This window comes from Pantoea sp. XY16 (genome assembly GCF_025153065.1).
Classification (GTDB): domain Bacteria; phylum Pseudomonadota; class Gammaproteobacteria; order Enterobacterales; family Enterobacteriaceae; genus Pantoea; species Pantoea alfalfae.
The window spans coordinates 302,769-326,687 of record NZ_JANZNP010000005.1; the positions used below are offsets into that span (position 1 = coordinate 302,769).

Annotated in this window: 23 protein-coding genes and 1 pseudogene; 10 read left to right on the plus strand and 14 right to left on the minus strand. The window is 53.6% G+C overall.

Annotation, left to right across the window (positions count from 1 at the left end; translation table 11 throughout):
* Window positions 1-136: 136 nt before the first annotated feature.
* Together N1689_RS09205 and N1689_RS09210 are read left to right on the plus strand one after the other, a co-directional pair.
* Window positions 137-595, plus strand: coding sequence for an STM2901 family protein (locus N1689_RS09205; protein WP_161736550.1), 459 nt, complete (start codon window positions 137-139; stop codon window positions 593-595).
* Complete coding sequence (locus N1689_RS09210) at window positions 589-882, plus strand: DUF1493 family protein (RefSeq protein WP_161736538.1); 294 nt, start codon at window positions 589-591, stop codon at window positions 880-882. Before N1689_RS09205 ends, N1689_RS09210 begins: the two co-directional genes overlap by 7 nt.
* A 955-nt stretch (window positions 883-1,837) precedes the next feature.
* Here the strand turns inward: N1689_RS09210 and N1689_RS09215 are convergent.
* Together N1689_RS09215 and vapB are read right to left on the minus strand one after the other, a co-directional pair.
* Window positions 1,838-2,254 (minus strand): type II toxin-antitoxin system VapC family toxin, encoded by a 417-nt coding sequence (locus tag N1689_RS09215; protein WP_161736537.1) that lies wholly within the window; start codon window positions 2,252-2,254, stop codon window positions 1,838-1,840.
* A complete protein-coding gene (gene vapB / locus N1689_RS09220) occupies window positions 2,251-2,481 on the minus strand; it encodes a type II toxin-antitoxin system VapB family antitoxin (protein WP_110332107.1) in 231 nt (76 codons plus the stop codon). Before vapB ends, N1689_RS09215 begins: the two co-directional genes overlap by 4 nt.
* Window positions 2,482-2,789: 308 nt before the next feature.
* Here vapB and N1689_RS09225 point away from each other — a divergent pair, with 308 nt between their 5' ends.
* The gene (locus N1689_RS09225; RefSeq protein ID WP_260058659.1) at window positions 2,790-6,617 is read left to right on the plus strand and encodes a pcar; all 3,828 of its coding nucleotides are present in this window, start codon (window positions 2,790-2,792) and stop codon (window positions 6,615-6,617) included.
* Window positions 6,618-7,117: 500 nt separating this feature from the next.
* Here N1689_RS09225 and N1689_RS09230 read toward each other — a convergent pair whose 3' ends face one another.
* Window positions 7,118-7,441, minus strand: coding sequence for a hypothetical protein (locus N1689_RS09230; protein ID WP_260058660.1), 324 nt, complete (start codon window positions 7,439-7,441; stop codon window positions 7,118-7,120).
* A gap of 413 nt (window positions 7,442-7,854) precedes the next feature.
* On the opposite strand from N1689_RS09230, the pseudogene N1689_RS09240 reads away from it, so the two are divergent.
* A pseudogene (locus tag N1689_RS09240) lies at window positions 7,855-8,153 on the plus strand (hypothetical protein).
* 49 nt (window positions 8,154-8,202) lie between these two features.
* Window positions 8,203-8,580, plus strand: a complete 378-nt coding sequence (locus N1689_RS09245) for a RidA family protein (RefSeq protein ID WP_161736867.1) — start codon at window positions 8,203-8,205, stop codon at window positions 8,578-8,580.
* A 25-nt stretch (window positions 8,581-8,605) separates the two neighbouring features.
* Here the strand turns inward: N1689_RS09245 and N1689_RS09250 are convergent, their stop codons facing one another.
* From N1689_RS09250 to N1689_RS09260, 3 genes are read right to left on the minus strand one after another with little or no spacing between them, the layout of a single operon-like run.
* Complete coding sequence (locus N1689_RS09250; protein ID WP_260058661.1) at window positions 8,606-9,133, minus strand: DUF4865 family protein; 528 nt, start codon at window positions 9,131-9,133, stop codon at window positions 8,606-8,608.
* Window positions 9,130-9,519: a tautomerase family protein gene (locus N1689_RS09255; protein ID WP_260058662.1), complete on the minus strand. Its 390-nt coding sequence runs from the start codon at window positions 9,517-9,519 to the stop codon at window positions 9,130-9,132. Before N1689_RS09255 ends, N1689_RS09250 begins: the two co-directional genes overlap by 4 nt.
* Window positions 9,519-9,824, minus strand: coding sequence for a carboxymuconolactone decarboxylase family protein (locus N1689_RS09260; protein ID WP_161736861.1), 306 nt, complete (start codon window positions 9,822-9,824; stop codon window positions 9,519-9,521). Before N1689_RS09260 ends, N1689_RS09255 begins: the two co-directional genes overlap by 1 nt.
* A 96-nt stretch (window positions 9,825-9,920) precedes the next feature.
* Between N1689_RS09260 and N1689_RS09265 the strand changes: the two genes are divergently transcribed.
* Window positions 9,921-10,802, plus strand: coding sequence for a LysR substrate-binding domain-containing protein (locus N1689_RS09265; protein WP_260058663.1), 882 nt, complete (start codon window positions 9,921-9,923; stop codon window positions 10,800-10,802).
* Window position 10,803: 1 nt separating this feature from the next.
* On the opposite strand, the gene N1689_RS09270 is transcribed toward N1689_RS09265, so the two are convergent.
* The 3 genes from N1689_RS09270 to N1689_RS09280 all read right to left on the minus strand — a co-directional run bounded on the left by N1689_RS09270 (window position 10,804) and on the right by N1689_RS09280 (window position 12,291).
* Window positions 10,804-11,349: a TetR/AcrR family transcriptional regulator gene (locus N1689_RS09270; protein WP_253417926.1), complete on the minus strand. Its 546-nt coding sequence runs from the start codon at window positions 11,347-11,349 to the stop codon at window positions 10,804-10,806.
* 126 nt (window positions 11,350-11,475) lie between these two features.
* Window positions 11,476-11,607 (minus strand): hypothetical protein, encoded by a 132-nt coding sequence (locus tag N1689_RS09275; RefSeq protein ID WP_255467310.1) that lies wholly within the window; start codon window positions 11,605-11,607, stop codon window positions 11,476-11,478.
* A 135-nt stretch (window positions 11,608-11,742) separates the two neighbouring features.
* Window positions 11,743-12,291, minus strand: a complete 549-nt coding sequence (locus N1689_RS09280) for a GNAT family N-acetyltransferase (protein WP_260058664.1) — start codon at window positions 12,289-12,291, stop codon at window positions 11,743-11,745.
* 272 nt (window positions 12,292-12,563) lie between these two features.
* On the opposite strand from N1689_RS09280, the gene N1689_RS09285 reads away from it, so the two are divergent.
* A complete protein-coding gene (locus tag N1689_RS09285) occupies window positions 12,564-13,181 on the plus strand; it encodes a pyridoxamine 5'-phosphate oxidase family protein (RefSeq protein WP_222925626.1) in 618 nt (205 codons plus the stop codon).
* Window positions 13,182-13,221: 40 nt separating this feature from the next.
* Here the strand turns inward: N1689_RS09285 and N1689_RS09290 are convergent, their stop codons facing one another.
* The 3 genes from N1689_RS09290 to N1689_RS09300 form a co-directional block, all read right to left on the minus strand.
* Window positions 13,222-13,614, minus strand: coding sequence for a VOC family protein (locus tag N1689_RS09290; protein WP_253418323.1), 393 nt, complete (start codon window positions 13,612-13,614; stop codon window positions 13,222-13,224).
* Between the two features lie 286 nt (window positions 13,615-13,900).
* Entirely contained in the window at window positions 13,901-14,266 is a 366-nt protein-coding gene (locus tag N1689_RS09295; RefSeq protein WP_253417922.1) for a type II toxin-antitoxin system PemK/MazF family toxin, read from the minus strand.
* Window positions 14,266-14,538: an antitoxin gene (locus N1689_RS09300; RefSeq protein ID WP_260058666.1), complete on the minus strand. Its 273-nt coding sequence runs from the start codon at window positions 14,536-14,538 to the stop codon at window positions 14,266-14,268. Before N1689_RS09300 ends, N1689_RS09295 begins: the two co-directional genes overlap by 1 nt.
* Before the next feature lie 152 nt (window positions 14,539-14,690).
* Between N1689_RS09300 and N1689_RS09305 the strand changes: the two genes are divergently transcribed.
* Complete coding sequence (locus N1689_RS09305) at window positions 14,691-15,884, plus strand: MFS transporter (protein ID WP_222925628.1); 1,194 nt, start codon at window positions 14,691-14,693, stop codon at window positions 15,882-15,884.
* A gap of 106 nt (window positions 15,885-15,990) precedes the next feature.
* A complete protein-coding gene (locus N1689_RS09310; protein ID WP_260058668.1) occupies window positions 15,991-20,505 on the plus strand; it encodes an ATP-dependent helicase in 4,515 nt (1,504 codons plus the stop codon).
* Here N1689_RS09310 and N1689_RS09315 read toward each other — a convergent pair.
* Complete coding sequence (locus N1689_RS09315) at window positions 20,489-21,418, minus strand: LysR family transcriptional regulator (RefSeq protein WP_260058670.1); 930 nt, start codon at window positions 21,416-21,418, stop codon at window positions 20,489-20,491. The two genes, N1689_RS09310 and N1689_RS09315, sit on opposite strands and share 17 nt — an antisense overlap.
* Window positions 21,419-21,513: 95 nt before the next feature.
* On the opposite strand from N1689_RS09315, the gene N1689_RS09320 reads away from it, so the two are divergent.
* Entirely contained in the window at window positions 21,514-22,368 is an 855-nt protein-coding gene (locus N1689_RS09320; protein ID WP_253417902.1) for an aldo/keto reductase family oxidoreductase, read from the plus strand.
* 39 nt (window positions 22,369-22,407) lie between these two features.
* On the opposite strand, the gene N1689_RS09325 is transcribed toward N1689_RS09320, so the two are convergent.
* Window positions 22,408-23,907 (minus strand): carboxylesterase, encoded by a 1,500-nt coding sequence (locus N1689_RS09325; protein WP_222925632.1) that lies wholly within the window; start codon window positions 23,905-23,907, stop codon window positions 22,408-22,410.
* Between the last annotated feature and the right edge of the window lie 12 nt (window positions 23,908-23,919).

Sequence of the window (23,919 nt, forward strand, 5' to 3'; positions counted from 1 at the left end):
TTTAACTGCAGGGAGATATGGCTGAAGTACCGTATCTGTTTATCCTGTGCCTGACTGGTTGTCAGGCCTGAACGCGGAAGGTATTGTTCAAGAAGCGTCAGGACGATAAATGAAGCTGAACCTGCAGGAGCTGGCAGTGGACACGACTGAAGAACTCAATAACACCTATTTCTACGCAGGCAGACCCAACCTCACCGCCGGTGAGCTATTTATCATGATTTTCTGTGAAGAAGTCGCCGAACAGCTGAGGATTGATGATTTCGGCGCGATCGTGGCCATTTTGTCCGGACGTAATGTCCTGACTACCCGCACCAAACCGCGCGATGCTCTCAAGGGAACCTCCTATGCCTCACGGGCAGCACGCAGGGTGTTCCCTAAAGCCAAGTTTCCCTTCGGCATTCAGCTGCCAACCATCGTAGGGGGATACCCGCCCCGGACCGCGCGTATTCTTTTTACGCATAAGCTCAGCACCTTTGTCGGACGGGCGATACACGTAGTGGGCTGGGTGATTCTGGCCAAAGACGTTGCCAATATCAGTTTCAATTCAGTCAGACTGAATAATGCCGTCGCCCGCGGGGAGGATAAGTTATGGTAGATGACACCCAGACATGCGTAATGGCACTCATTGAGCCGTGGAACGGTCGCTCACTGCTGACGTTCCGGAAAAAAACACTCACGCCAGAGACGTCGCTCAATCTGGACATGAAGCTGGACCCTGAAGATGCTGCGGAATGCCTTCAGAACGTCTTCGATGCGTTTGCAATGGATTCTGACCAGGTGAATTTTAGCCTCTACTATCCAGAAAACCCGCGCGAGGCCATCCCTCTTACTATCGAAATGTTGATCGAGTCAGTCCGGGCCAGGATATGGTGCTATGACTGATACATAAGATGTCAGAGACAGTTATTATTGTTAAGGAGCAAAAACCATCCACAATTACGTGCGCGAAGTGCAACGTGAGTTGAGGGCCCTTATTTCCACTTTTTAGCTGGAAATAGAACAGCTTGCCCGCTTCAAAATCAAAATCCTTCGACAGTATACTTGTTGAAGAATCTTCCAATTCATAGTGATCTACTTCGTCCAGAGCGGGGGCATCGTATTGCCAGAATTCACCATCCTGCTCCCGGATTTTGAGATACAGTGAAGGAACAAAGCAGAGCAAGTCCCTTATGCCTTTTCTCAGCGATTCTATGAGATATCCCTCTGGAAACTGTAGCGTCACGGACACCGCATCCCGACGTATCTGGTATCTGAAATAATTGTCACAGTAGTATCCCTGCGAGGGTAGTGTGCGGCTGAAAGTCGGTAATAGAGGGCTTCCTGCAGAGTGCGCAACGGCAGTGGTGGGTAATGTTTCACACTCTTTAGCCAGGGTATGCAGCAATTGTTTTTTATCCGGTGCAGGTAACCTGACCGCATAGGCCATTTCGAGCTCAATTATCAGTTCAACAATTTCCAGGGATGTGAGATGCAGGTCTCCAAGTGTGTAGTGTGACGGAAACGCGTAAGCTTTGATGCGTCTGGCCAGCAGGCGCAGGTTTTTCTCTTCGAGCGCAAATTCATAATGCTTACGTAGTGCATGCTCATCAGTCTTTCCGTTCGGGTTTAACGGAAGGTTATCGACCTGACAGATGTGATTAGGCAGAGCATAGCCAGGCGGGAAAGAAGATGCTGCTCATTATTTTTCTGAGCCTGCAGCAGAAAGACCCATACCAAGCGACAGTTTTGGTCCCGTTTTTGTGTTTTTCCTGCTTAAAGAATATCCAGTAATCGTTGAGCCGGATTGTCAATTTTCAGTTCATTCATTCTTTTAATATCCTGCAATTCATACCCGGGTTTAATATACCCAGTCTTCCAGAGCCAGATCCGGAACACGCGCAAATTCCCGCGTATTGTTCGTCACCAGCACGGCGCCAGCCGAGATGGCGTGCCCGGCAATCGCCGTATCGTTCGGGCCGATCGATGTCCCGGCCTGGCGCAGCGCCACTTTAATCTCCGTGGTGGCATCCACCGCGGCGCGATCCCAGGGCAGGACGGCATCGAGCCGGGCGCAGAACGCGTCAACCAGCTGTGCGTGTCGCGGCGAGGCCTTCGGGCCGGTGGCGCCGAAGCGCATCTCTGAGTAGGTGATGGCCGACACCACGATGCGGTGGCCGCGCATCACTGCCTGCTCCAGGCGCTTCAGTACGGCTTCCGGCTGCTCGCGCATGATGAACGAGCAGATACAGGTATCCAGCATATAGGTTGTGTTCACAGGTTAAATCGTCCTTCGTCGCTGACAACGTCTTCGCGCTCTGCCATAAAGTCCGGATCGGCCTTTTCGAGTTCAAGGTATGAGCCCCAGGTCGGCCGGGCGGGACGCAGGATGATGCTGTCCCCTTCCCGGATGATTTCGAGTTCGCTCACTCCTTCAAAATCCATGTCACGAGGAAGACGAATGGCGCGATTGTTGCCGTTTTTAAAAATGGATACGGTTCTCATGGTTACTCCTTCCGGTCGGATTTCCGACACTGTGCCGATACCGGCTATTTTTTGTGGCAGAACAGCGCTGCATAGATAAAGCATATGCAATGTATATGCAGATGTAAAGCATATGCATCTGTTAAGTATATGCATCACATATCCTGATTTGTCTCTTTTTATCGAAGATCCGAAAAAGGGCAGAACAGGAAAACCAATATGAGATTTGTTAAGCCTTGAATACCGGTGTCCAGACCTTCTAATCACGTTTAAATCATGAGCATTCAGCAGATATACTGAAGCAAACTTATTGAACTCTGGTACTCGATATGATGAAGACGCCAAGGCTGGCGGGGCTTCTGGCCCTCCTTAAGGCTGAAAATGAAAAAAAAAATGTGGAAACCTATGATTATGACGCGTTGACGCCGTCATTAATGGATGAAGAGGATGCGCAGCATTACGTGAATGCGCTGAACTATGCATGTCATCAGCAAGATATTAAAAACATCGCAGTTACCGGTCCTTACGGCGCAGGGAAAAGTTCTGTGCTTCTTACTTGGTCAAAATGTCGTGAGAACGACCTGAAAATTATGACGGTTTCTCTCGCCGATTTTGACATGATCCGGGCGACGGCTGAGACGGAAGAAAAGTCGGAAGAATCCGGCGCCAAGTCAGAGAAAAAGGCAAAACAACAAGAAAAATCAATAGAGTACAGTATCCTTCAGCAGATACTGTACAAAGCCCGCAAAAGCGAGCTTCCATACTCCCGCATCGAACGGATTGCGGACGTTACGCCTTCGCAGACACGCAAAATGGCCTGGGACCTGCTGACAACGGTAGGATCTGGTCTGTCCGGCCTTGTACTCCTTTTCCCAGCTTATTACGGGAAAAAACTTTCGCTTCCTGCGGGCTTTAGCGAGACAATCCTTCAGATACCGTCTGTCATACGTATCGGCCTTTTAGCCAGTAGCGCGTTTTTCATCACTTTTTATCTTGTTCTCAGTAAACTCCATAGAATTGGCATATTTGACCGACGCGTCAGCATAGATAAGATTGACCTCTCCAAAGGCGCCACTATATCGACCCGTCCTTCAGATCCTTCGCTGCTCAATGTGTTTATTGATGAAATTGTCTATTTTTTTGAAAAGCAAAAATACAATGTGGTTATTTTTGAAGATCTTGATCGTCATAATGACGGTGCTATTTTCATCAAGCTTCGTGAAATTAACCAGATCATCAATAACTGTAGGCCTGTAGAAAATCCTGTGCGTTTTATCTATGCTGTAAGGGATGATATATTCAACTCACCTGAGGCCCGTACTAAATTCTTTGATTTTGTCATGCCCGTTATCCCTGTTATGGATAGTCAGAACGCTACAGATCATTTCTCAGGGAAATTTCAAAAAAATGAACTTGAAGTGCCTGGTTTTGAACAGTGCATTGCGCGCCTCGCCATTTTTATTCCTGACATGCGCGTGCTAAACAGTATCTCCAATGAGTTCCGGCTTTACAGGAATTTGGTCAATAATGGTGAAAATATTATACGGCTTATTTCGCTCATTGCTTACAAAAATATTTGTTCTCGAGATTATCATTTAATAGATTCAAAGCAGGGTGTTTTATATGGTGTTATGAATGCACATATATCAGGAGAACTTTCTTCCATTTTTGAAGCTAGAATTAATGAGGAAATTAAAACCCTGAACCTTCAGGCTTCTGAAATAAATGATGAGCTTGCAAGCGATAAACCCGAAGTGATTCGAGATATATTACAGGTTTATATCAGTGAAAAAACACATCGACAGGCATATTTCAGCAATCATAACAATGCTCATTATACTCTTCATAGTGTCATTAATAATGAAGAGACCTTCTTATCCATGCTTAAAACTCCTGGGCTACATGTAAGAGCTTCTACATATAACATACAATTAGCTGGCATAGATACTTCGGAAGCTAGTGAAATTCTGAGAGAATATGAACGTCGCTGTAATATTCTTAGCTCAAAGGCAGACGGGAAGCTTTCTGCTCTTGAAGAAAGAGTGGAACATCTTCGCCAGCGTAGGCGCAGACTCCAAGCCAGCCGACCAGGAACGTTGATCGAAAGAATGGGAAGTGAAGGCTTCAGAACTTGGGTCTGTGACAATCTCCGCATCGAGTGCGGCCCTGACAACAGCGAAGGGTATAATGCTTCACAGTTGGATTTTATCTACTCTCTTCTGCGCTGGGGATACCTTTCGACGGACTATATGGCATACCGGTCGGTATTCATTCCAGGCAGCCTCAGCAGCAACGACAATGAGTTTATCCGTGCCGTCAGCGCTGGCATGGATCATACTCTCACAGTTGCGATGCCGCTGGAAAAAACCGCTAATGTCATTGCAAAACTGAAGGAGCTGGGGCTTCTTCTGCAGGACAATGCTTGGCACGCCGGTGTGCTTCGTTATCTGCATAAACACGACCAGCGTAAGCTACAGGAAGTTATTCAAATCCAGCTTGAAGAAGGTGAAGAACACCGGCTTGAGCAGCTTTACAAGCAAGTCTTCAGTAGCTGGCCTGCGTCAGAGAGCATCGCATACACACAGCTCATGGCTTCGGGTACGAATGCTGCTGCTGAATTTTTAAATCGTCTCCTGAAAATGTGCGATAAAAAATTGGCGATGAATTTGTTAGTGCTACTTTTTTGTTCCTCAGAGCCGAGCTGGATAAAGGAAGCAGTCGAAATACGGTATATGGCAGATAGAATATTCTCTGAGCATGACGACATCCCTGACGTAGTTCCGGACAATTATGCAAGCTCGTTCACTGAAAATCTCATGCGGACGCACGTTATGCTTTCCAGGATAGGAGACTGCAAATCCGAGCAAGGGAGGGAGATTGTTTCCATATTAGCAAATATTGATTTGTGGAAATATTCCAAAGACAATCTTTTAAACATGGTCAGCATACTCTCCGGTCATGATGAAACTGTTCATCGACAGTTCATGAAAGAGCCTTTTAGCACGCTTGAGACCTTTAATATTCCTCGGCTGAATAAAAAGATAAAGCAATATATCAATAATTTTATTACTGATTTTTTTATCTCTTCAGATGAGTTCGGCAGGGTGTCTGCTATATTAAACGATCCGAACCTGTCAGTTAATAACATCGAGAAGCTGGCGCGTGAAATGATTTTTTTAATTCCCGATGTCAGTAAGATCAATGAAAGAAGTGATGTTTTTCTTAAGTACAAAAATATTTCGGCCGAAACAAGTATCTATACACTGCTGCTTGAAAATAACCGTATTGAGTCCACCTGGCGGAATGTCTGTTATCTGCTTAAATTCAGTGATGAACTCAATCCATGGTTAGCCATATGGTTCGAAAATAATTACGATACGATAGCCGATATTCCTGCAGCATTGTCTTCTATTGATATCTATGAAAATTTAATAGAAAAAATTTATGCTTCGGGGGCTTTAAGCGACCAGGCCCGCATTAAAATTCTTTCTGCCATCCAGCTGACGCTGCTGTCGCTGCCTGAAACTCTGAACGCTGATCAGGCCGGTCTGCTGATTGATTACGGAAGACTCGCCCCTATCCGCAGCGTTTACCAGCAGCTGTACACGGCCTTTCATGAGGAAAATCACAACGCTGATACATTGCTTGCGGGGCTGGTCCTGCAGCACCCGAAGATGCTTGAAAAAGAGCCCGACTTCATTCTGATTCACGGCGGTGATTTAGACTATATGTTGGCAAGACAGCTGCTGACGAGCAAAGACCTGCCGGAATCCGTCCTCACTTCTACCCTGCAGTGGCTGTGGGGATATGACGTGGAGCTGTTTGAAGGGCCTCTGTTTATCAACTCTTCTACGCTGCTGCGGCTATCAACCCTTTTAAGGGATGAAAACATACTGCGTGCGCTACTGTTGCAGTCCCTGAAAGCGGGAGACGTTACGCACAATGTCATTGTGCAGGTTCTCGGCGCGTTAAGCGACCCCGTCGCCAGAGCTTTCATCAGCGACCTCAATCACCGGAGTATTGACATGAGTGAGGAAGATCTGGAGCTGGCACAGCGGCTGGAGTCAGCTGGCTTTATTCGGGCGCTTAAGGAGGAGAGTAAAGAAGGGCGGTTCCGTTTCGTTCCGCATAACAGTTCCGCATTCCGGCGAGAATAACGCATTCTGGATACAGTTCTGCAGGAAGCAAGGATTAATGCATTCCTGCAGAGTTTTAGGTTTTATCCATTAAAGTTGCCTGAAAACATAATACTGTACCACCAGATCAATTCCTGATTTATTCTCCGCACTTTGCATTCATCTCTTTTGTTAAAACCCCTGGATCCGAAAAAGGGCAGCACCGGATCTTTCTTCCCTGGTGTCGGTTTTTTGCGCATGGCACTACATATCGTGTCTCTGTCAGCTGCATTAACCACTACATATGGTGTAATGACGCGAGCCAGGGCCGTCTGCGCCGGGCTTTTCCCCGCCCCGCCGCCGTGTTACGCTTCCGGTTAATGCTATAAATTGAAAAAGTCGGATCATGACAGGATGGGCATCAGGTAATTTCGAGTGGTTTATTTAAGCAAACTATTGGTAACCAGGAATAAAATAAGCACACTCATATTATCTTTGATTAATTTTTACATATTGAGTAAATCAGCCCTTCTGTAAGAACGCTATGAATCCTCCGGAAAACTGTTACGTTCGAATCCATGAAAGCCCATGATGATTTCAGCTACGCCTTCGAGAAAATCCTGTACGGAATTACTTCCTCTGAAAAGAGAGACGCAGACTTCGCGAACGGAACCGCGCTGAAAATATTCAGCAGAAAATATGCGGAGTTCCGTCAGGTGCTGAGCGACGCAGGTGAACTCGGTGACCACGAGTGCGATCTGGACACGTTTGCGCATGGCATTGACGTTCTGCAGGGCTATTTTGACGGCACTACCGGCGGCCTGACCGAGCGCCTGCCGGTATAGTATTGCATCGTCTGATTTCACTGTCCGACCCGCAGTACGTGGACCAGCAAGAGCTGATGGTCTCCACACCGAAATTTTTGCTTAGGCGCTGTCATGCTGAGACCGACCGTACCGAGAAAAGTCAGGCTCTGGGCCGTGACAGACATCGCAGTGTGCATCTGGCTGAACGAGGCTGGACGGGATTACATTTTGATTACTTTTCAGCAGTAGCTACGCCATACATATGCTCTATGCGGACATTCCAATGAGGATGCTGCAGAGCATGATGTGGCACAAAAGCGTTAATTCGACAAATGTCTATAAGAAGGTATTTGCGTTGGCGGCAGGGTGCAGGGTGCAGGGTGCAGGGTGCAGGTTCAGATACTATCGCCATACTGAAAAGGGTATGAGGCTGTTAATCATACGAAAACAAGTGTTATAAATGGCTAAAATATATTCTTCCGCTGCTGCTTATCCTCGCCCTGGCTGGCTTTTAATCCCGCACGACAGTGAGGAAGACAAAGCGTATTACGTCGCGGTGTTCTGCGCAATTGATCACCAAGGTCAGCAGCCGTTCGACCAGCAGATGCGAAATGTTATTGAAGGCGGCAATTCTGACTATGCGCTGCAGAAAATAGCCTATAAACCGCGGCTGGGACGCAGCGTGATTGGCCGCTGGGAGCAACTGAAAGCCGATGAGCAACAGCGCGCCGCGCAGGATAATGTTGTCTGCCAGCAACTGCTGATGCGCTAAGTGGTGGCGGAGAGTAATGTCTGATGATTCACATGATGAAGGAGAAAATATGACCCTGCCAGAACGCAAAAATTATCCGCAACTGGACGAAGTAAAAGCGCCTTATGTCCACGCAGTGAAACATGGCGAGACGCTGTATGTCTCAGGGCTGACCGCTTTCGGTACGGCGGCTCAGCAGGGAGATATGGTTGAACAGGCAGAAGCCATTTTTGATCAACTCAGGGCAGTTGCCGTAGCTGAGAATACGTCGCTCGCAGCGCTGCTGAAAGTCACGATATTTATCACCTCTTTCACAGAGATCACCGCGCTGCGGGAAGTGCTTTATCGCAACTACGGCGAACATCTGCCCGCCAGCTCGCTGGTACAGGTCAGCGGACTGTTCTCCGCTGACCTGCGCATAGAGATTGAAGCCATTTTTGCCCTCTGAATGGCACTCCGCATCAACGCCGCTGCTACAGCCGCAGATCTGCAGCGGCAGCGCCTCGCGCCAGATAACCGATGCGATAGACCTCCGGACCGGACGCTGGTCGCTGCTGAGATGCGTTAACCGTTAATCCCTGCCAGCGGGTCACATCCCAGGCGCTGAAGCCTGCTTTCACCGGCAGTGCTGCCAGGTTCGTATGTGGCGAAATCGTCCAGCGGTTTAGTGTCATAAAACGGGCTTCAGCCAGATTAGTGGTGAAAGTCGGTTCCTCAAACGCCAGCCAGCTTTCGATGATCGGCCAGCCAAAATCCCTGACCAGCGTCGCAAAGCCCGGGCTTTGCAGGAAACGCTGCATGCCACTCGCCTCCCGCCAGAAATAGAGCGGCGCATAGCGATTTTCATTGAGTACTCCATCCTCACGGCAGGCGTAAAGATACGCTTTTGCCACCAGCCCTGGAAAGCCATCCAGCCGGGCTCCGTTCAGACTGATGCGCTGTTCGATGATGCCCATGTCATAGTCAGCGGGCAGCGTAAAGCGATAGTGCATGATAATCATAACGCCGCCTGTGCCAGCATCCGGCCGCCGCTAAAGCTCCACTCTTCGGTGCTGTTAAACTGAATGATGATCATCACATCATCAGGATCGATTGCCATCTTTGTCTGAAGTGCCGCGCAAAGTGCGTGATAAAAGCGTTGCTTCTGTTGCCGGGAACGCGAACGGCCTGCCGTCACCTGAAACAGCACGAAATTTTCGCTGCGGCCTCCGCTGAGATAACGGCGATCAAACACACGCTGAGAGCCAGGCAGCATCTCAATGATCTGAAAACAGTCCTGCTCTGGAACGTCAAATTCTGCGACCAGCGCCTGCTGCAGCAGCGTGGAGAGAAGATGAAGATCTGCATCGCTGTAACCTTGCCGCAAGGTGATCCGGGTGAAGGGCATCAGTGATTATCCTCCAGATAGCTCAGCGCGGTAACGGCAGCAGGCCAGCCTGCATAAAATGCCAGATGCGTGAAGCTCTCCACCAGTTCATCCAGCGTCAGTCCATTTTGCCGGGCGTAGTTAATGTGCCACGGCAACTGCTGGACGCGCCCCAGCGCAGTTAGGGTTGCCAGCGTCAGCAGGCTGCGCTCACGTGATGACAGCAGGCCGCGCTGCCAGATATCATCAAACAGCACCTGCTGCGTCAGTTCAGCCAGTTTTGGCGCGCGCTGCGCCAGTGTTTCCCGATCCAGTGATTTTTTCATTGCACGCTCCTCGTTGGTCAGAGAGAGTGTCACTCAGTCCGTTAATCCTGAAAATCAAATTAATCAGCATCCACTATCCTCATTTTAAGGACAATGATGAACAAAGTACCCGAATCGCTCGATATGGATGCGCTGCGCAGTTTCGTGGCGGGTATTGATGCGGGCAGCTTTGCTCTTGCGGCACAGCACCTCTGCCGGTCAACCTCAGCCGTCAGTGCGCAGCTTAAAAAACTCGAGCAGCAATGCGGTACCGCGCTGGTGATGAAAAAAGGGCGGCATCTGCAATTAACCCGCAGTGGCGAGCAGTTGATGAGTTACGCAAGACGTCTGTTGTCACTGAACGATGAGACCTTGCGGGCCGTGAAAGGCGAAGCATTGCAGGGCGAAATTCGCATCGGCATGCAGGAGGATTTTGGCGAGGCGCTGATGCCTGCCATTCTCGGCGCGTTTAACCGGCAGCATCCGGGCGTGATGCTGACCGCTCGCGTCGACAGAAATCTGGCGATCTTAACGGCACTGGCTCGTCATGAGCTGGATTTAGCGCTCCTGTGGCAGGCGGAACAGCAATCCGGCACGCAGGTGATCGGTCAGTGTCCGTTAGTCTGGATACAGCATCCGGCATTTGATCTGGCGGGGATTCTGCAGCGTGGCGAACCGCTGCCGCTGGTGGCATTTGAGGCGCCTTGTGTGATGCGATCCCGCGCTACCGGGGCGCTGGATAAGGCAGGCATTCCGTGGCGCGTGGTGTTTACCAGTCACAGTCTTAGCGGCATCTGGGCCGCGCTGCAGGCCGGGCTGGGTATCACCCTGCGCACCCGCGCGGGGTTGCCGGAGGGGCTGGTGACAGAATCACAGCGACTGCCGCAGCCTGGCCATCTGGGTATTGCGCTGGCCCGCTCAGACCAGAGTGACGATCCCGCTCGTGCGCTGTTGCAGCACCTGATCACCGAAGCCGCCCTGCCCTACGTTCAGGGCTGAGTTAAAATGCCTGCTGAATCAGCAACGAACAGTATTCCGCTGAAACGTCACGATCACCAAACAGTATGTGGAACATCACGGGCGCGACAGCGACATCGACGAGGCGATCAACGTCAAAACCCGCTTCGTCGCGCGCGATGGCCCGGTTATTCAGGGTTTCAAGATGCTGATAGGTGAATCCACAGCATTTATGGCTGGCCGCTTCAGCATGACTGCCAATCACATCGGCAAGCAGTTCACGACCCACTTTCGAGGACATCTCTTCAGCATACTGCTGAAGGAACGCGGTGAGATCGCCGATCATCGAGCCGGTATCTTCCGGATCGGCAATCGGTCGCATCCTCGCCACGGCCACATCCGCCAGCAACTGGGCCAGATCGCCCCAGCGTCGATAAATCGTGGAGGGTGTTACACCTGCCTGTTCGGCGATCATCGGTACGGTAATGGCGGAACGATCCCGCGTTTCCAGTAGCCGGTTAACGGTATCATGCACTTCCGCCTGAATACGGGCGCTGCGCCCACCCTGCCGAATCATCTCCCTCGCCATCTCGTTCTCCTGCTTTTTCAGCGTCAACGTTTTGGTTAACGCAACGATGTTGCATTAACAGATAGCGGCAGTGTACCGCATCTCTGGCTGAGCAGGCGCTAAAGTGTGCTATTGGGCGTGTGACACTCAGGGCTGAAGTTTACTCAGGCCTGCTTTGACTGGCTCTCCGCTGAAATGAGACGAACGGTTGTCTGATGCGCCTATCCACAACAAACTGACTGCCATTACCGCTGAAATAAAAATCGTACGAATATCCATAAATCCTCCCCTAATTAAGGCGGTTAAGGTAATCCAGTGAGCAGGAAAGTAATCGCGGGATAAGAGAGGGTTTCTCAGAGGTTTAAGGCAGTAAGAGGACGCAGACAAAACTGCGCCCGACTGGCAAAGAGGAAATCAGACGTTAAGCGCGTTACCAGCGTCAAGCCATTCACGTCGGCTGAGGGCATACATCAGGCTGGGAGGCAGCCCTTCGAGATCGTTAACCTTTTTCAAAAACGTTAAGCCTGCTTTTTCCAGCACCCGGCGCGAAGCCAGATGGTTTTCACGCACCACGCCCGTGATGACGCTGAGTCCGGCCTCCTCAAATCCGTAGCGAATGGCTCTGCGTGAAAGCTCAGTGGCATATCCTTTACCCCAGGCATCTGGCTCAAACCGGTAGCCGAGATTATTAGTCTGACGGCCGTCAAACTGGCTTCTGAAGACGCCACCAAAGCCGATAATTTTTTCCGGATGGGCTTTCTTGAATATTGTCCAGTCGCCGAAACCCTGATTCCGGTAGCTATCCTGTATGCGCTCCATGGCCTGAACAGCATATTCCCTGTCAGGCCACGGGCCTCGCGGGTTAAATTTATGCGTTTCCGGGTCGCCATAAATTCTGAAAAGGTCGTCAAGATCCTCACGAAGGGTAAATCTGTAGAGCAACCGCTCTGATTCCCAAAACATCCTTTGCTCCTTTTGGATACTGATCAGGTTAATCCTTTATATCAGCAGGTTGTTCTGATACCAACACCTGGGTTTAACAGGTCTGGCCCGGTAATCCCTTTCTGTCTAGCCGGGATTGACGGATCACAGTGAATAGTGATCACAAAGGACGACGCAGTGGCTCTGACTCTGCAGTTATTGGTGTTAAAGTCCTGGTTAAACCTGCGCGTCGGATCTGTGGTGTCTTATCGTCAGCGTCCTGAGGATCTGATCAATAAAAGGAAAGTGCAAACATGCCTGAACAGAACAGCTTAGTGACGGAACTGACCGAACTTGAACGTCTTTACGGCACTGTCGCCCGGCCTTCTGTGGCTAAGGTGACCGATCATATTCATCCCGCCTATCGTCCGTTTATAGCCGCCTCGCCTTTTGTGGCGCTGGCAACATCGGGACCGGAGGGGCTGGATGTTTCACCGCGCGGCGATCCGGCCGGATTTATCGAAATCGAAGATGATTACACCCTGCTGCTGCCGGACAGACGTGGCAATAATCGCATCGACAGCCTGCGTAATATTTTAAATGACAATCGGGTTGCGCTACTTTTTCTCATCCCCGGCATCGGCGAAACGCTACGTGTGAACGGTACGGCGGCGATCAGTACCGACCCGGCGCTGCTTGAGCGCTTTGCGGTCAACAATCAGCAGCCCAAAACCGTGCTGCGCATCCACGTGGAGAGCGTTTTCTTTCAGTGCAGCCGGGCGATTATCCGCTCCGGGTTATGGAATGCTGAAACGCAGATTGCGCGGCAGTCGCTGCCCAGCACCGGCTCGATTCTGAAACAGATTGCGGAAATCGATGGCGATGCCTATGACAAAGCGCTGCCAGAGCGATTAAAGAACTCGCTTTACTGATCGCCGTTGGTGACCAGCCGATCCTGCCCTTGCGAGAGTGTTACGCAATGCTCTCCAGTATCTGCTTTGCCTGAAGGTAGTCGTAAGAGGTCACTTCAATCTTATTATCACTGAGATCGCTGAAATAGACGGACATCGACACGTCGTGGTCACTGACGCTGAAAGGGATTTTATTCTTACTGAGTACAGGCAGGAGTTCGTTAAAGGATGACGCGGCCACCCCGAAAGCTACCGTGTGACCAGGTGGCTGGGATTTTCTGAGGAAAAGAGAGAGGGATGCACTGTTATTCCTGATGACAAGTGGACCGCCCTGCTCAAACCAGAAGTACAGTGCATCATCGCGGGAAAAGCCCAGGATTTCGTTATACCATTGCTCTGCCTGCTCAATATTTTCAACATAAAGATGGATATGATCGATCTCAGCTATCTTCATCATCTGGCTCCATGATTGTTTTTAACAGTGAGACTGGTCGAAACAGTATTGATAGACAACCCGCAGAGCACATAAAAACACGTTGCAGGAAAGAGACAGAGAAGAATAAAGGACAATGGCCTGACGAGAAAAAACACAGGCGAAGGAGGCAATTGAGGAGCATCACGCTTTAGTGGCTATGACGCTTTCATCAGGTCACACACTTACAGTTTAAATGAGGCCTGTATGCCTTCCCGGATTGAATAAATCAGTAATTTATTAAAATCTTGCTGTCGCAGAGTTTTATTTATCGCGGGTCGATAAGGTCTATAACCAGAGACAATATTTCATCCATAACATATGGCTCTACCCTGGCAGCATAGCTTGCCTTACTCGCTGTCAGGTCAAGCGAACGCACCTGATAACACAGCGCCACGCCGGTCACCTTGCCGGTATCTGTGCTGTTACCGTCCAGAAACACAGTGACTCCCTGTGAGCGCGACGCAACGCCGCCGCTTGTTACCGGCACACAAACTGCCGTCCCCAGAGCTGCAACTAACTCGCGCTGAGAGATAACAAGATAATAATGCGGCCCTTTAAACTCACGCCCTTCAACCGGATCACCATTAACGTGCCAGATTTCGCCCTTCTGCGGCACCCTCCTTGAAACCATCAGATATGCTCCCTTCCCTGCGGCGCGTCATTCAGTCCGTCGACGGCCTCGTCGTTATAACTCTGGATTTCAAGCTGATCAATACCGGCCAGCAACTGAGCAACGGTCCGGCGTCCGCGTGGTACACGCGTAACCGGCACTATATTCACGGATTCGCCCTCAGTGGTCACGTCCAGCTCAATGCCGACGGTCCAGCCTGCTCTGGCAGCAATCTCACCGGGGATAGTCAGCACGACAGCTCCGCCCTGCTGACGAAGTTTTGTTGATGCCATGCGTCCTCCGGTGTGTAACTTAGTAACACATAGCTTAGCTTAAGGTGACACTAAGTCACATCGCAATAAACGTTAAAGCAAAGATATTGCATTAAGCTCAGAATCACCGTATACCTTATTAAAAGCTAATCCTTTGCATTAAGGCGACTCCCATGAACCCCATCCTGACAGCGCAGGCGGCTACCCGCACCACGCTTTTTAGCTTTACCGGTGCGGCGCTGATCTCAGCCACCAGCAGTGCGCCAACGCCGCTCTACCCGCTTTATCGCAGCCTGTTTCATCTGACGCCGACCATGCTGACGCTGATCTTTGGTGCTTATGCTTTCGCGTTGCTGGCCGCGCTGCTGACGGTGGGTAAAGTGTCGGATTATACTGGCCGACGTCCGCTGATGCTGCTGGCACTGGCGATTAACGTGGTCGCGCTGATGATCTTTATGGTGGCCAGTTCGGCCCCAACCCTGATTGCCGCCCGACTGGTACAGGGCTTTGCTACGGGTATTGCACTGCCGACCTTCGGTGCCAGCCTGATTGACGCCAGTAAAACCCGAGGACCCCTGCTCAATTCGTTCACCGCGTTTCTCGGGATGACGCTCGGCACGCTGACAGGTGGCATTCTGGTTAGCTTTGCCCCTTTCCCTACGGTCACGGTTTACGCGCTGCTGATGGTGCTGATGATAGTCGCGATGGCGCTTCTGCCACTGATACCTGAAACGATTGCGCCTCAGCCTGGGGTACTGGCCGCGCTGCGGCCTCAGGTCAGCATTCCGCGACGCGCACTGGGTCCGTTGCTGAAGGTGACGCCGGTGAACATCGCAACATGGATGCTGGGCGGATTTTATCTGTCACTGATGCCCACGATGGTGGCAAATGCAACCGGCCTGACATCGCCGTTTATCGGCGGCTCGATTGTGGCAACGCTGATGCTAAGTGCAACGGCAGCCGTATTACTCTTTCGTCCGTTGCCGCCCGCGCGGGCATTAGTTATTGGAACCCTTATGCTGATGGCGGGTGTCGGTGTCACACTGACAGGCCTTTCCCTGCACAGCGTGGCCCTGCTCTATATCGGCACCGCCATTGCGGGTCAGGGGTTTGGATCGATTTTCTCCAGCGTGCTGAAGATCATTATGCCGTTAGCAGAGAGTCATGAACGGGCCGGGTTGTTCTCCGCTTTTTTGATCAAAAGCTATCTCGCCTTTGCCCTGCCCGCGATTGCGGCCGGTATTGCCGCACCCCATATCGGGCTGACCAACACCGCCTGGCTCTATGGCATGACCATTATTATGCTGGCGCTGGTGTCACTCCTGGCGGTCAGAGGTCGCGCTTTAGCTGGCACGGCCTGTTCTTAAACACCACTGATGCGGCCAGAGATCGGCCGCGTCATCCACAAACGGCGATTTTCACTTACACTCAACGGATTAATTCCAGGCGCAGTCACTGCGCGATGCCGTGAGTATGATGTCGAAATCCAAGTCTGATACGGTCCTGGCCCGTTTTTCACCCGCCATCCGACGCTGGTTTTCTGCTGCCTTTGCTGCGCCGACGCCGGTGCAAAAGGCGGCCTGGCAGGCGATTGCCAGTGGAGAGCATGCGCTGGTGATCGCGCCTACCGGTTCCGGAAAAACACTGGCGGCCTTTTTGACTGCCATCGACACGCTGTTTCAGGTCAGAACTGACCAGCCTGCTCCCACACGCGAAACGACCACCCGCATTCTCTATATTTCACCGGTCAAAGCGCTGGCAGCCGACGTGCAGCGCAACCTGAATCTGCCGCTGACAGGCGTTTACGCCGAGCGGCAGGCGCTGAATGAGCCAGAAATCACGCTGAATATCGGGATGCGATCCGGTGATACCCCCAGCGCGGAGCGCGCCAGGTTGTTACGTCGCCCGCCCGATATCCTGATCACCACACCCGAATCGCTGTTTCTGATGCTGACTTCCAAAGCACGCACCACGCTACAGGGCGTCACCACGGTTATTGTTGATGAGGTGCATGCGGTGGCGGGTTCAAAGCGCGGTTCCCAGCTGGCGCTGAGCCTGGAGCGGCTGGACGCGCTGCTGCCACAGCCCGCCCAGCGCATCGGGCTTTCTGCCACGGTGCGACCGGTTGAACGGGTAGCGGCCTTTCTCGGCGGCTGTCAGCCGGTTCAGGTGGTTAATCCTGCCGCCGATCGCACGCTGCACCTGACGATCGAAGTGCCGGTTGAGGATATGACCGATATTGCCAGCGCCGATGACCTGACCGGTGAAGCGAGCACTGCAAGCGGATCGATCTGGCCACATATCGAAGCGCGCATTCTGCAGCAGGTAATGGCCCATCGCGCCACGCTGGTGTTTGTGAATTCGCGCGGCCTGGCAGAAAACCTGACGGCGCGGCTCAATGCGCGTTACCTGGCGAAGCAAACCGCTGATGAACGGGATGCAGAGCGCGCCGACGAAATTATAGTCCGATCACACCACGGTTCCGTCTCAAAAGAGCAGCGAGGCGAGATTGAAGCTGCCCTGAAGCAGGGCAGACTGCGCTGCGTGGTGGCGACCTCCAGCCTGGAACTGGGCATTGATATGGGGCCGGTGGATCTGGTGATTCAGGTCGGCGCGCCGCTGTCAGTCGCCAGCGCCCTGCAGCGTGTGGGTCGCGCCGGACATCAGGTTGGCGGCATCTCCACCGGCATCCTGTTTCCCCGCACCCGGCGTGATCTGCTGGATTCAGCCGTGATATTACAGTCGATGCGGGCGGGTCACCTCGATGCGCTGGCTCCGCCCCGTAACCCGCTCGATATTCTGGCGCAGCAAACGCTGGCGGCGGTGGCAATGGATCCTTTGCAGGCCGATGATTGGTATGCGCAGGTCTGCCGGGCCGATCCATTTCGCACTCTCTCCCGTCGGCTGTTTAATGCCACGCTGGATATGCTGGCGGGTAAATTTCCGTCAGATGCCTTTGCTCAGCTGCGGCCACAGCTGGTATGGGATCGCCAGAGCGGACTGCTGACGGCGCGACCTGGTGCTCAGAATCTGGCCGTGACCAGCGGCGGTACCATTCCCGATCGCGGCATGTTCAGCGTCATCCTGCCCGAAGGCGAAGAGCAGGCGGGCTCTCGTCGGGTCGGCGAGCTGGATGAAGAGATGGTCTATGAGTCTCGGGTCAACGACATCATTACTCTGGGGGCAACGTCGTGGCGCATTCAGCAGATCACGCACGATCAGGTGCTGGTGGTTCCCGCGCCAGGCCGTCCCGCCCGTTTGCCCTTCTGGCGCGGTGAGGGCATTGGCCGTTCTGCCGATTCAGGTGCCAGCCTCGGGATGTTTCTGCGTCACCTGAACAGTGCTTCACCGGATGCTGCGCAACAGCAGCTGCACGCGCTGGGGCTGAATGCCCGTGCAGTGACAAATCTGCTGGCTTTGCTGGCTGAACAACGTGTCGCGACCGGCGTACTGCCCGACGATCGCACGTTACTGATTGAACGCTGCCGGGACGAAACTGGCGACTGGCGGGTGATTCTGCACTCGCCATGGGGAAAGCGGGTCAATGCGCCGTGGGCGCTGGCAATTGCCGCCCGGATCCAGCACCGCCTGGGTATTGATGCTTCCGTCGCAGCCAGCGATGACGGCATCGTAGCCCGCTTTCCCGCCAGCGAAGGGCATCTGCCCGGCGCTGACCTGTTTATATTCGACGCCGACCAGCTCACTCAGGACGTTACGGAGAGTGTCGGGCAATCAGCACTGTTCGCTGCCCGCTTCCGGGAGTGTGCCTCTCGCGCACTGCTGCTGCCGAGGCGCAATCCGGGTAAGCGCTCACCACTCTGGCAGCAGCGGCTGCGCGCTGGTCAGTTGCTAGCCGTCGCCCGACAGTATGATGATTTCCCTATCCTGATCGAAACCGCACGCGAATGCCTGCAGGATGTGTACGATCTGCCTGCCCTGCACCAGCTGATGGAACAGCTGGCACAGGGAGACGTAAAGCTGGTTGAGGTGATGACCGAACAGCCCTCTCCTTTCGCCGCTCCACTGTTGTTTGGCTATGTCGCAGAATTTATCTACGCCAGCGATGCTCCACAGGCTGAACGACGAGCCTCACTGCTGGCGCTCGACAGTAATCTGCTGGGTGAACTGCTCGGCCAGACCAGCAGGCGTGATTTGCTGGCACCTGACGTGGTTGAGCAGATCGGAAAGGAACTGCAGCGCATTGATTCCCGCTATCAGGCACAGCACGCCGAAGGCATTATCGATCTGCTGCGCGATCTCGGTCCGCTCTCCGTTGCCGGTATTTCGGCGCGGTTCAGTGGCAATCACCAGCAAATCGCAGAAGCCGTGTCGCAGTTTGCTGCCGCCCGGCGCGTGATCCCGGTGACGGTCGCTGGTGAAGCTCGCTGGGCCGTAATTGAAGATGCGGCTCGCCTGCGCGATGCGCTGGGCACTGAGCTGCCTGACGATCTGCCCGACACATTTCTGGAGACGCAGACCGATCCACTACGCGATCTGGCGAACCGCTACGCTCGCACCCATACGCTGTTCACCGCCCGACAGTTGGCAACTCATTTGGGACTGGGTGTAGCCGTAGTGAATGCGGTACTGCTACGCCTGTATCAACAAGGTAGCCTGCTGAACACAGATACGGCAGCGGACACATCGGAAACGGAGTGGGTTTCCTCAGAGATCTTCAAAAGGTTGCGCTTACGTTCACTGCAATCAGCACGCGAAGCAACCCGGCCGGTTTCACCCGCCGCCTGGGTCAGCCTGTTGCTGACGCGGCATGGCCTGATTAACCACGCGCATCAGGGTGTCAGCGGGCTGCTGCGGGTGATAGAGCAACTGGCGGGCGTGCCATTACCTGCTTCTCTGTGGGAGTCACAAATCCTGCGCGCCAGGATTGCCGACTATCAGCCTGCGATGCTCGACGAACTGTTAGCCAGTGGCGAGGTGATCTGGTGCGGACATAGAGCGCAGGGACAGAATGATGGTCTGATCTCGCTGCACCTCACCGAATTCGCTGCTGAGACGCTGCCGGAGGCAGACGCCACACTCCCTCTTACGCCAATCCAGCAGGCGATGCTCGACGCACTGAGCCGCGGCGGCGCATGGTTTGTTCATGAGATTATGGCGCAGATGGGCACACCAGAGACACAACCCACCGACGTCTATGACGCCCTGTGGCAACTGGTGTGGCGGGGCTATGTCACGGCAGATAGCTGGATTGCGGTACGTGGGCTGCTGACCACGCCCGGCGTGACGCGTTCACGACCAGCACGCACTCTGCGCACCCGCTTTGGACAGCGCTTTACGCCTGGTGCTTTGCCCGCACGGCGGCCAGCGGTCAATACGCTGGCCGGGCGCTGGTCAAAGATTAACCGGCAGGAAATTGCGCCTGCCCGACTGGCTCTCTCGCTGGCAGAAAATCTGCTTGATCGTTATGGGGTGATCACGCGAGGCAGTGCAGTTTCAGAGCAGATCCCCGGTGGGTTTCCGGCATTGCAGCCCGTACTGCGCAGCATGGAAGATGCTGGGCGACTGCTGCGCGGACAGTTTGTTGCCGGGTCAGGTGGTGCGCAGTTTGCTGACCACCAGACCATTGAGCAGCTTCGGGCGCTGGCCGAAGCCCCGGCCAGTGGTACTGAGGCGGTGGCGCTGGCTGCACTCGACCCCGCCAATCCGTTTGGCGCGATGCTGAGCTGGCCGCTTCATGCCAGCGGCATACGCCCGACGCGTCGTCAGGGCGCGCGGGTCGTGATCGCCGGCGGCGCGCTGATGCTCTTTCTGGCACCAGGAGGAAAAGAGTTGCTGACGTTCAGCGACGACCTCGCACAGCTTGAGACCGCAGTCGCGGCGCTGGGCGTGGCGCTGAAACGTGAAAAGCCCGCAAGTTTTACGCTGGAGACGGTAGATGGTAAAGCGGTATCGCAGTCACCGCTGCTTAACGCATTGCGACACGCCGGTTTTTCACGGGTGCCGCAGGGATTTAGCTGGTATAGCTGACAGGTTTTTCGCGCGCATTTATTTCGCGCACAAAATCGATAAACGCCTGAAGCGGAGCCGGAATCAGACGGCGATCGTTGTAGTAAAGCCACGGACCGGAAAAGGTCAGCCACCAGGGTTGCAGTAGCGGTTCCAGCCTGCCGTTGTCCAGGGCCGGTCTGAGCCACTCATCAAACAGATAGATCACACCACTTCCGGCAATCGCGGCCTCTACAGCCAGATCCGTTGCCCCGCCGACGGTCACCACCAGCGGCCCGCGGGTTTCAACGCTGACCTCTTTCCCTTCGCGGCTGAATGTCCAGTCAGCCATGATGCCGCTGGCATAACGGCCACGCAGACAACGATGATGGATCAGATCGCGAGGGTGAGCCGGTCGGCCATGTTCCGCAAGATAAGCCGGAGAGGCGGCCAGCGCGAACCGCTGCTGACGGGGGCCAATGGGCATCGCCACCATATCCTGCTCCAGCCGCTCTTCATAACGAATCCCGGCGTCGCAGCCGTCACGAAAGACATCCTGCACGCTGCTCTCAGCCACGATTTCCAGCTGAATATCGGGATAGCGCCGCAGAAATTCCGGTACCAGCCCGGGCAAGACCAGCCGGGTGGCGCTAACCGGGACATTCAGCCGCAGCGTGCCGCCTGGCATGTTGCGATAGCGATTCACCGCATCGAGCGCGGCATTAACTTCATTCATGGCGGGCAACAGACGTTCCATCAGCGCCCTGCCCGCTTCAGTTAATACTACCGTGCGTGTCGTCCGGTGAAACAGTCGGATACCCAGCTGCTGTTCTGCCCGCCGCACCGCATCGCTCAGGCGTGACGCGTTGCTGCCTGTAATACGAGCGGCTTCCCGAAATCCTCCCGCTTTTGCCACCGCCACGACAGCATCCAGCAGCGCCATATCGATTGCCATTGTGCATCATCCCGTACAGTCTGTCCTGATTTCACCGGATAGTTGCACAGCTAAATCACCGTTACAATTGATCTACATTCACGCAGGAGGTTTTCATGTCAGACATCACCATGACTTATCCGTTAGGCGATCGTGAAGTTAACCGTCTCGGCTACGGCGCAATGCAGCTGGCCGGGCCAGGCGTATTCGGGCCGGTAAAAGATGAAGCAAAGGCAATTCAGGTTTTACGCGACGCCATTGCGGCAGGTGTTAATCATATCGACACCAGCGACTTTTATGGCCCGCACGAAACCAATCAGTTAATCAAAAAGGCGCTCCATCCTTATCCGCAGAATCTGACAATTGTGACCAAGGTGGGTGCACGCCGCGATGCAAAAGGCGGCTGGCTGGCGGCGATGGAACCTGAAGCGCTGACTCAGGCGGTGGAAGATAACCTGCGCAATCTGGGGCTGGACGTGATTGAAGTGGTGAACCTGCGCAGTATGCTGCATCCGGCGAAGCCCAAAGAGGGTTCTCTGGCACCCCAGCTGGAGTCGCTGCTGGCGTTACAGACGCGCGGGCTGATTCGGCATATTGGCCTGAGCAACGTCACTGCCACGCAAATTGCCGAAGCCCAGGCGATGACGCCCATTGTCTGCGTGCAGAATATGTATAACCTGGCGCATCGACAGGATGACGGGCTAGTGGATCAGCTGGCGCAGCAGGGCATCGCTTATGTGCCGTTTTTTCCGCTCGGCGGCTTCTCCCCATTACAGTCGGATCGGCTCAATGATGTTGCTGCGTCACTGAATGCGACCCCGATGCAGGTCGCGCTGGCCTGGCTGCTGAGGCGCTCGCCCAATATTCTGTTGATTCCCGGCACTTCCTCATCTCAACACCTCAAAGAGAATCTGGCCAGTGGCAGCCTGCAACTGTCGGATGAGGTAATGGAAAAGCTGAACGCGATATAATCACAGGCCCGCATGTTGCGGGCCTGTGGCTTTATTGATTCAGAAACTGCTGAGGCAGGTGGCCAGTTGCGGCTTATCACTGCAACCGATGTGGTGATCGATTCGGTTAATCATGTAAGGGTAAAACGGGTTAGAGGTCGCGCGCATAATCGAGTCCAGCCCCACAATCAGCACTGCACTCTCGCCGCGCAGTGACAACGTACCAAAACTGATACCAAACTCATTTTTGTTCACAGGCGCACTGCCGTAAAGACCATCCTCAGCCGGGAACGGGATCGCCACGTGCGACAGCGAGTAAAGCCCGGCCGGATAGTTGATGGCCAGTGGCTGAATCCGCTCCTGAATCTCACCGGCAGGCACGCTTTTGGTCACCATTTCCAGCGACGTGGCGGCAGCATTGGTTATCACCGTGGAGGAATAATGCCGACGGGCCGCGGGTAAGAGCTGGTTAACTGCCGTGTAAGAGGAGTGGCGGAATAACGGGCTGACGCTGACCGCCTGATTGATATCGAACAGCACCAGTTCGCTGCCGTTCACTGGCAGATAGTTATAGAGCGAGCGGATGACCGACGGCGTACTGACGGTGGAATCCATCACCGACTGAAAGGTCAGCACGGGCGGGAAACCTGAGAGCTGCTGATTACGCGCGTAGTGCTGGATCTCTTTCTGCAGCGCCTGCGTCAGCAAATAGGTCTGCCGGGCAGCGTGCACCGGAAAAGAGTTATATTTAAACGGATTAAACTCCGGCACGATATTCAGCCAGGCTGTTTTCGAGAAGGCCGGGAAAACAGAGGGCAATCCGGCAATCCCGGCAAACCGCGCAAAACGGGTGACACCGATCATCGGTGATAACAGAATCAGCTGCTGCGGACGACGCAACGTGGCGTCGCCCAGACTGTCGAGCGCATATTTTACCGCCAGCGCCCCACCGTTAGAGAATCCCACCAGATGCAGCGGCGTCTGAGTGCCCGCCAGACGGGTTGCTTCGCGCACCGCTAAGCGTGTAGCCGCCATCCAGTCCTGCCAGTCAACATCAGTCAGGCCAGCAGGCACCGTCCCGTGACCCGGTAACCTTATCGCTACGGCCACATAACCCTGCTGGCGATAGGTTTCTGCGATATGACGCAGACTGTAAGGACTGTCGGTCAGACCATGTAACAGCACCACAGCACCGCGCGGCCTGCCCTCTGGTTGCAGAATATAGGAACGGTTCCAGTCCTGGGTGAAATGGCCCGGATAGATCATGCTGCCGGAGAAATATCGGTTGAGCGGAGTTTTCTCATCCGCATCCAGTTTGTCAGTGACCTGGTGCTTCATCTCATCAAACAGATGATGTTCAGCGTTAAGATAATCGGTGTAACCGGCTTTATCGAGCTGTTCAACTGTCAGCTCATGTGGAATCCAGGTGTGCCAGCGATGTAATTCCGGGCCACGTTCCGCCTCATAGATGCGAATAATCAGTAGCAGCAATAACAGCAAACCCACGATAAGCATTGAACGCCAGAGTCTGCGCGTGGCAGTTTTAAACTTCCGGGCCATAAATCCTTTCCT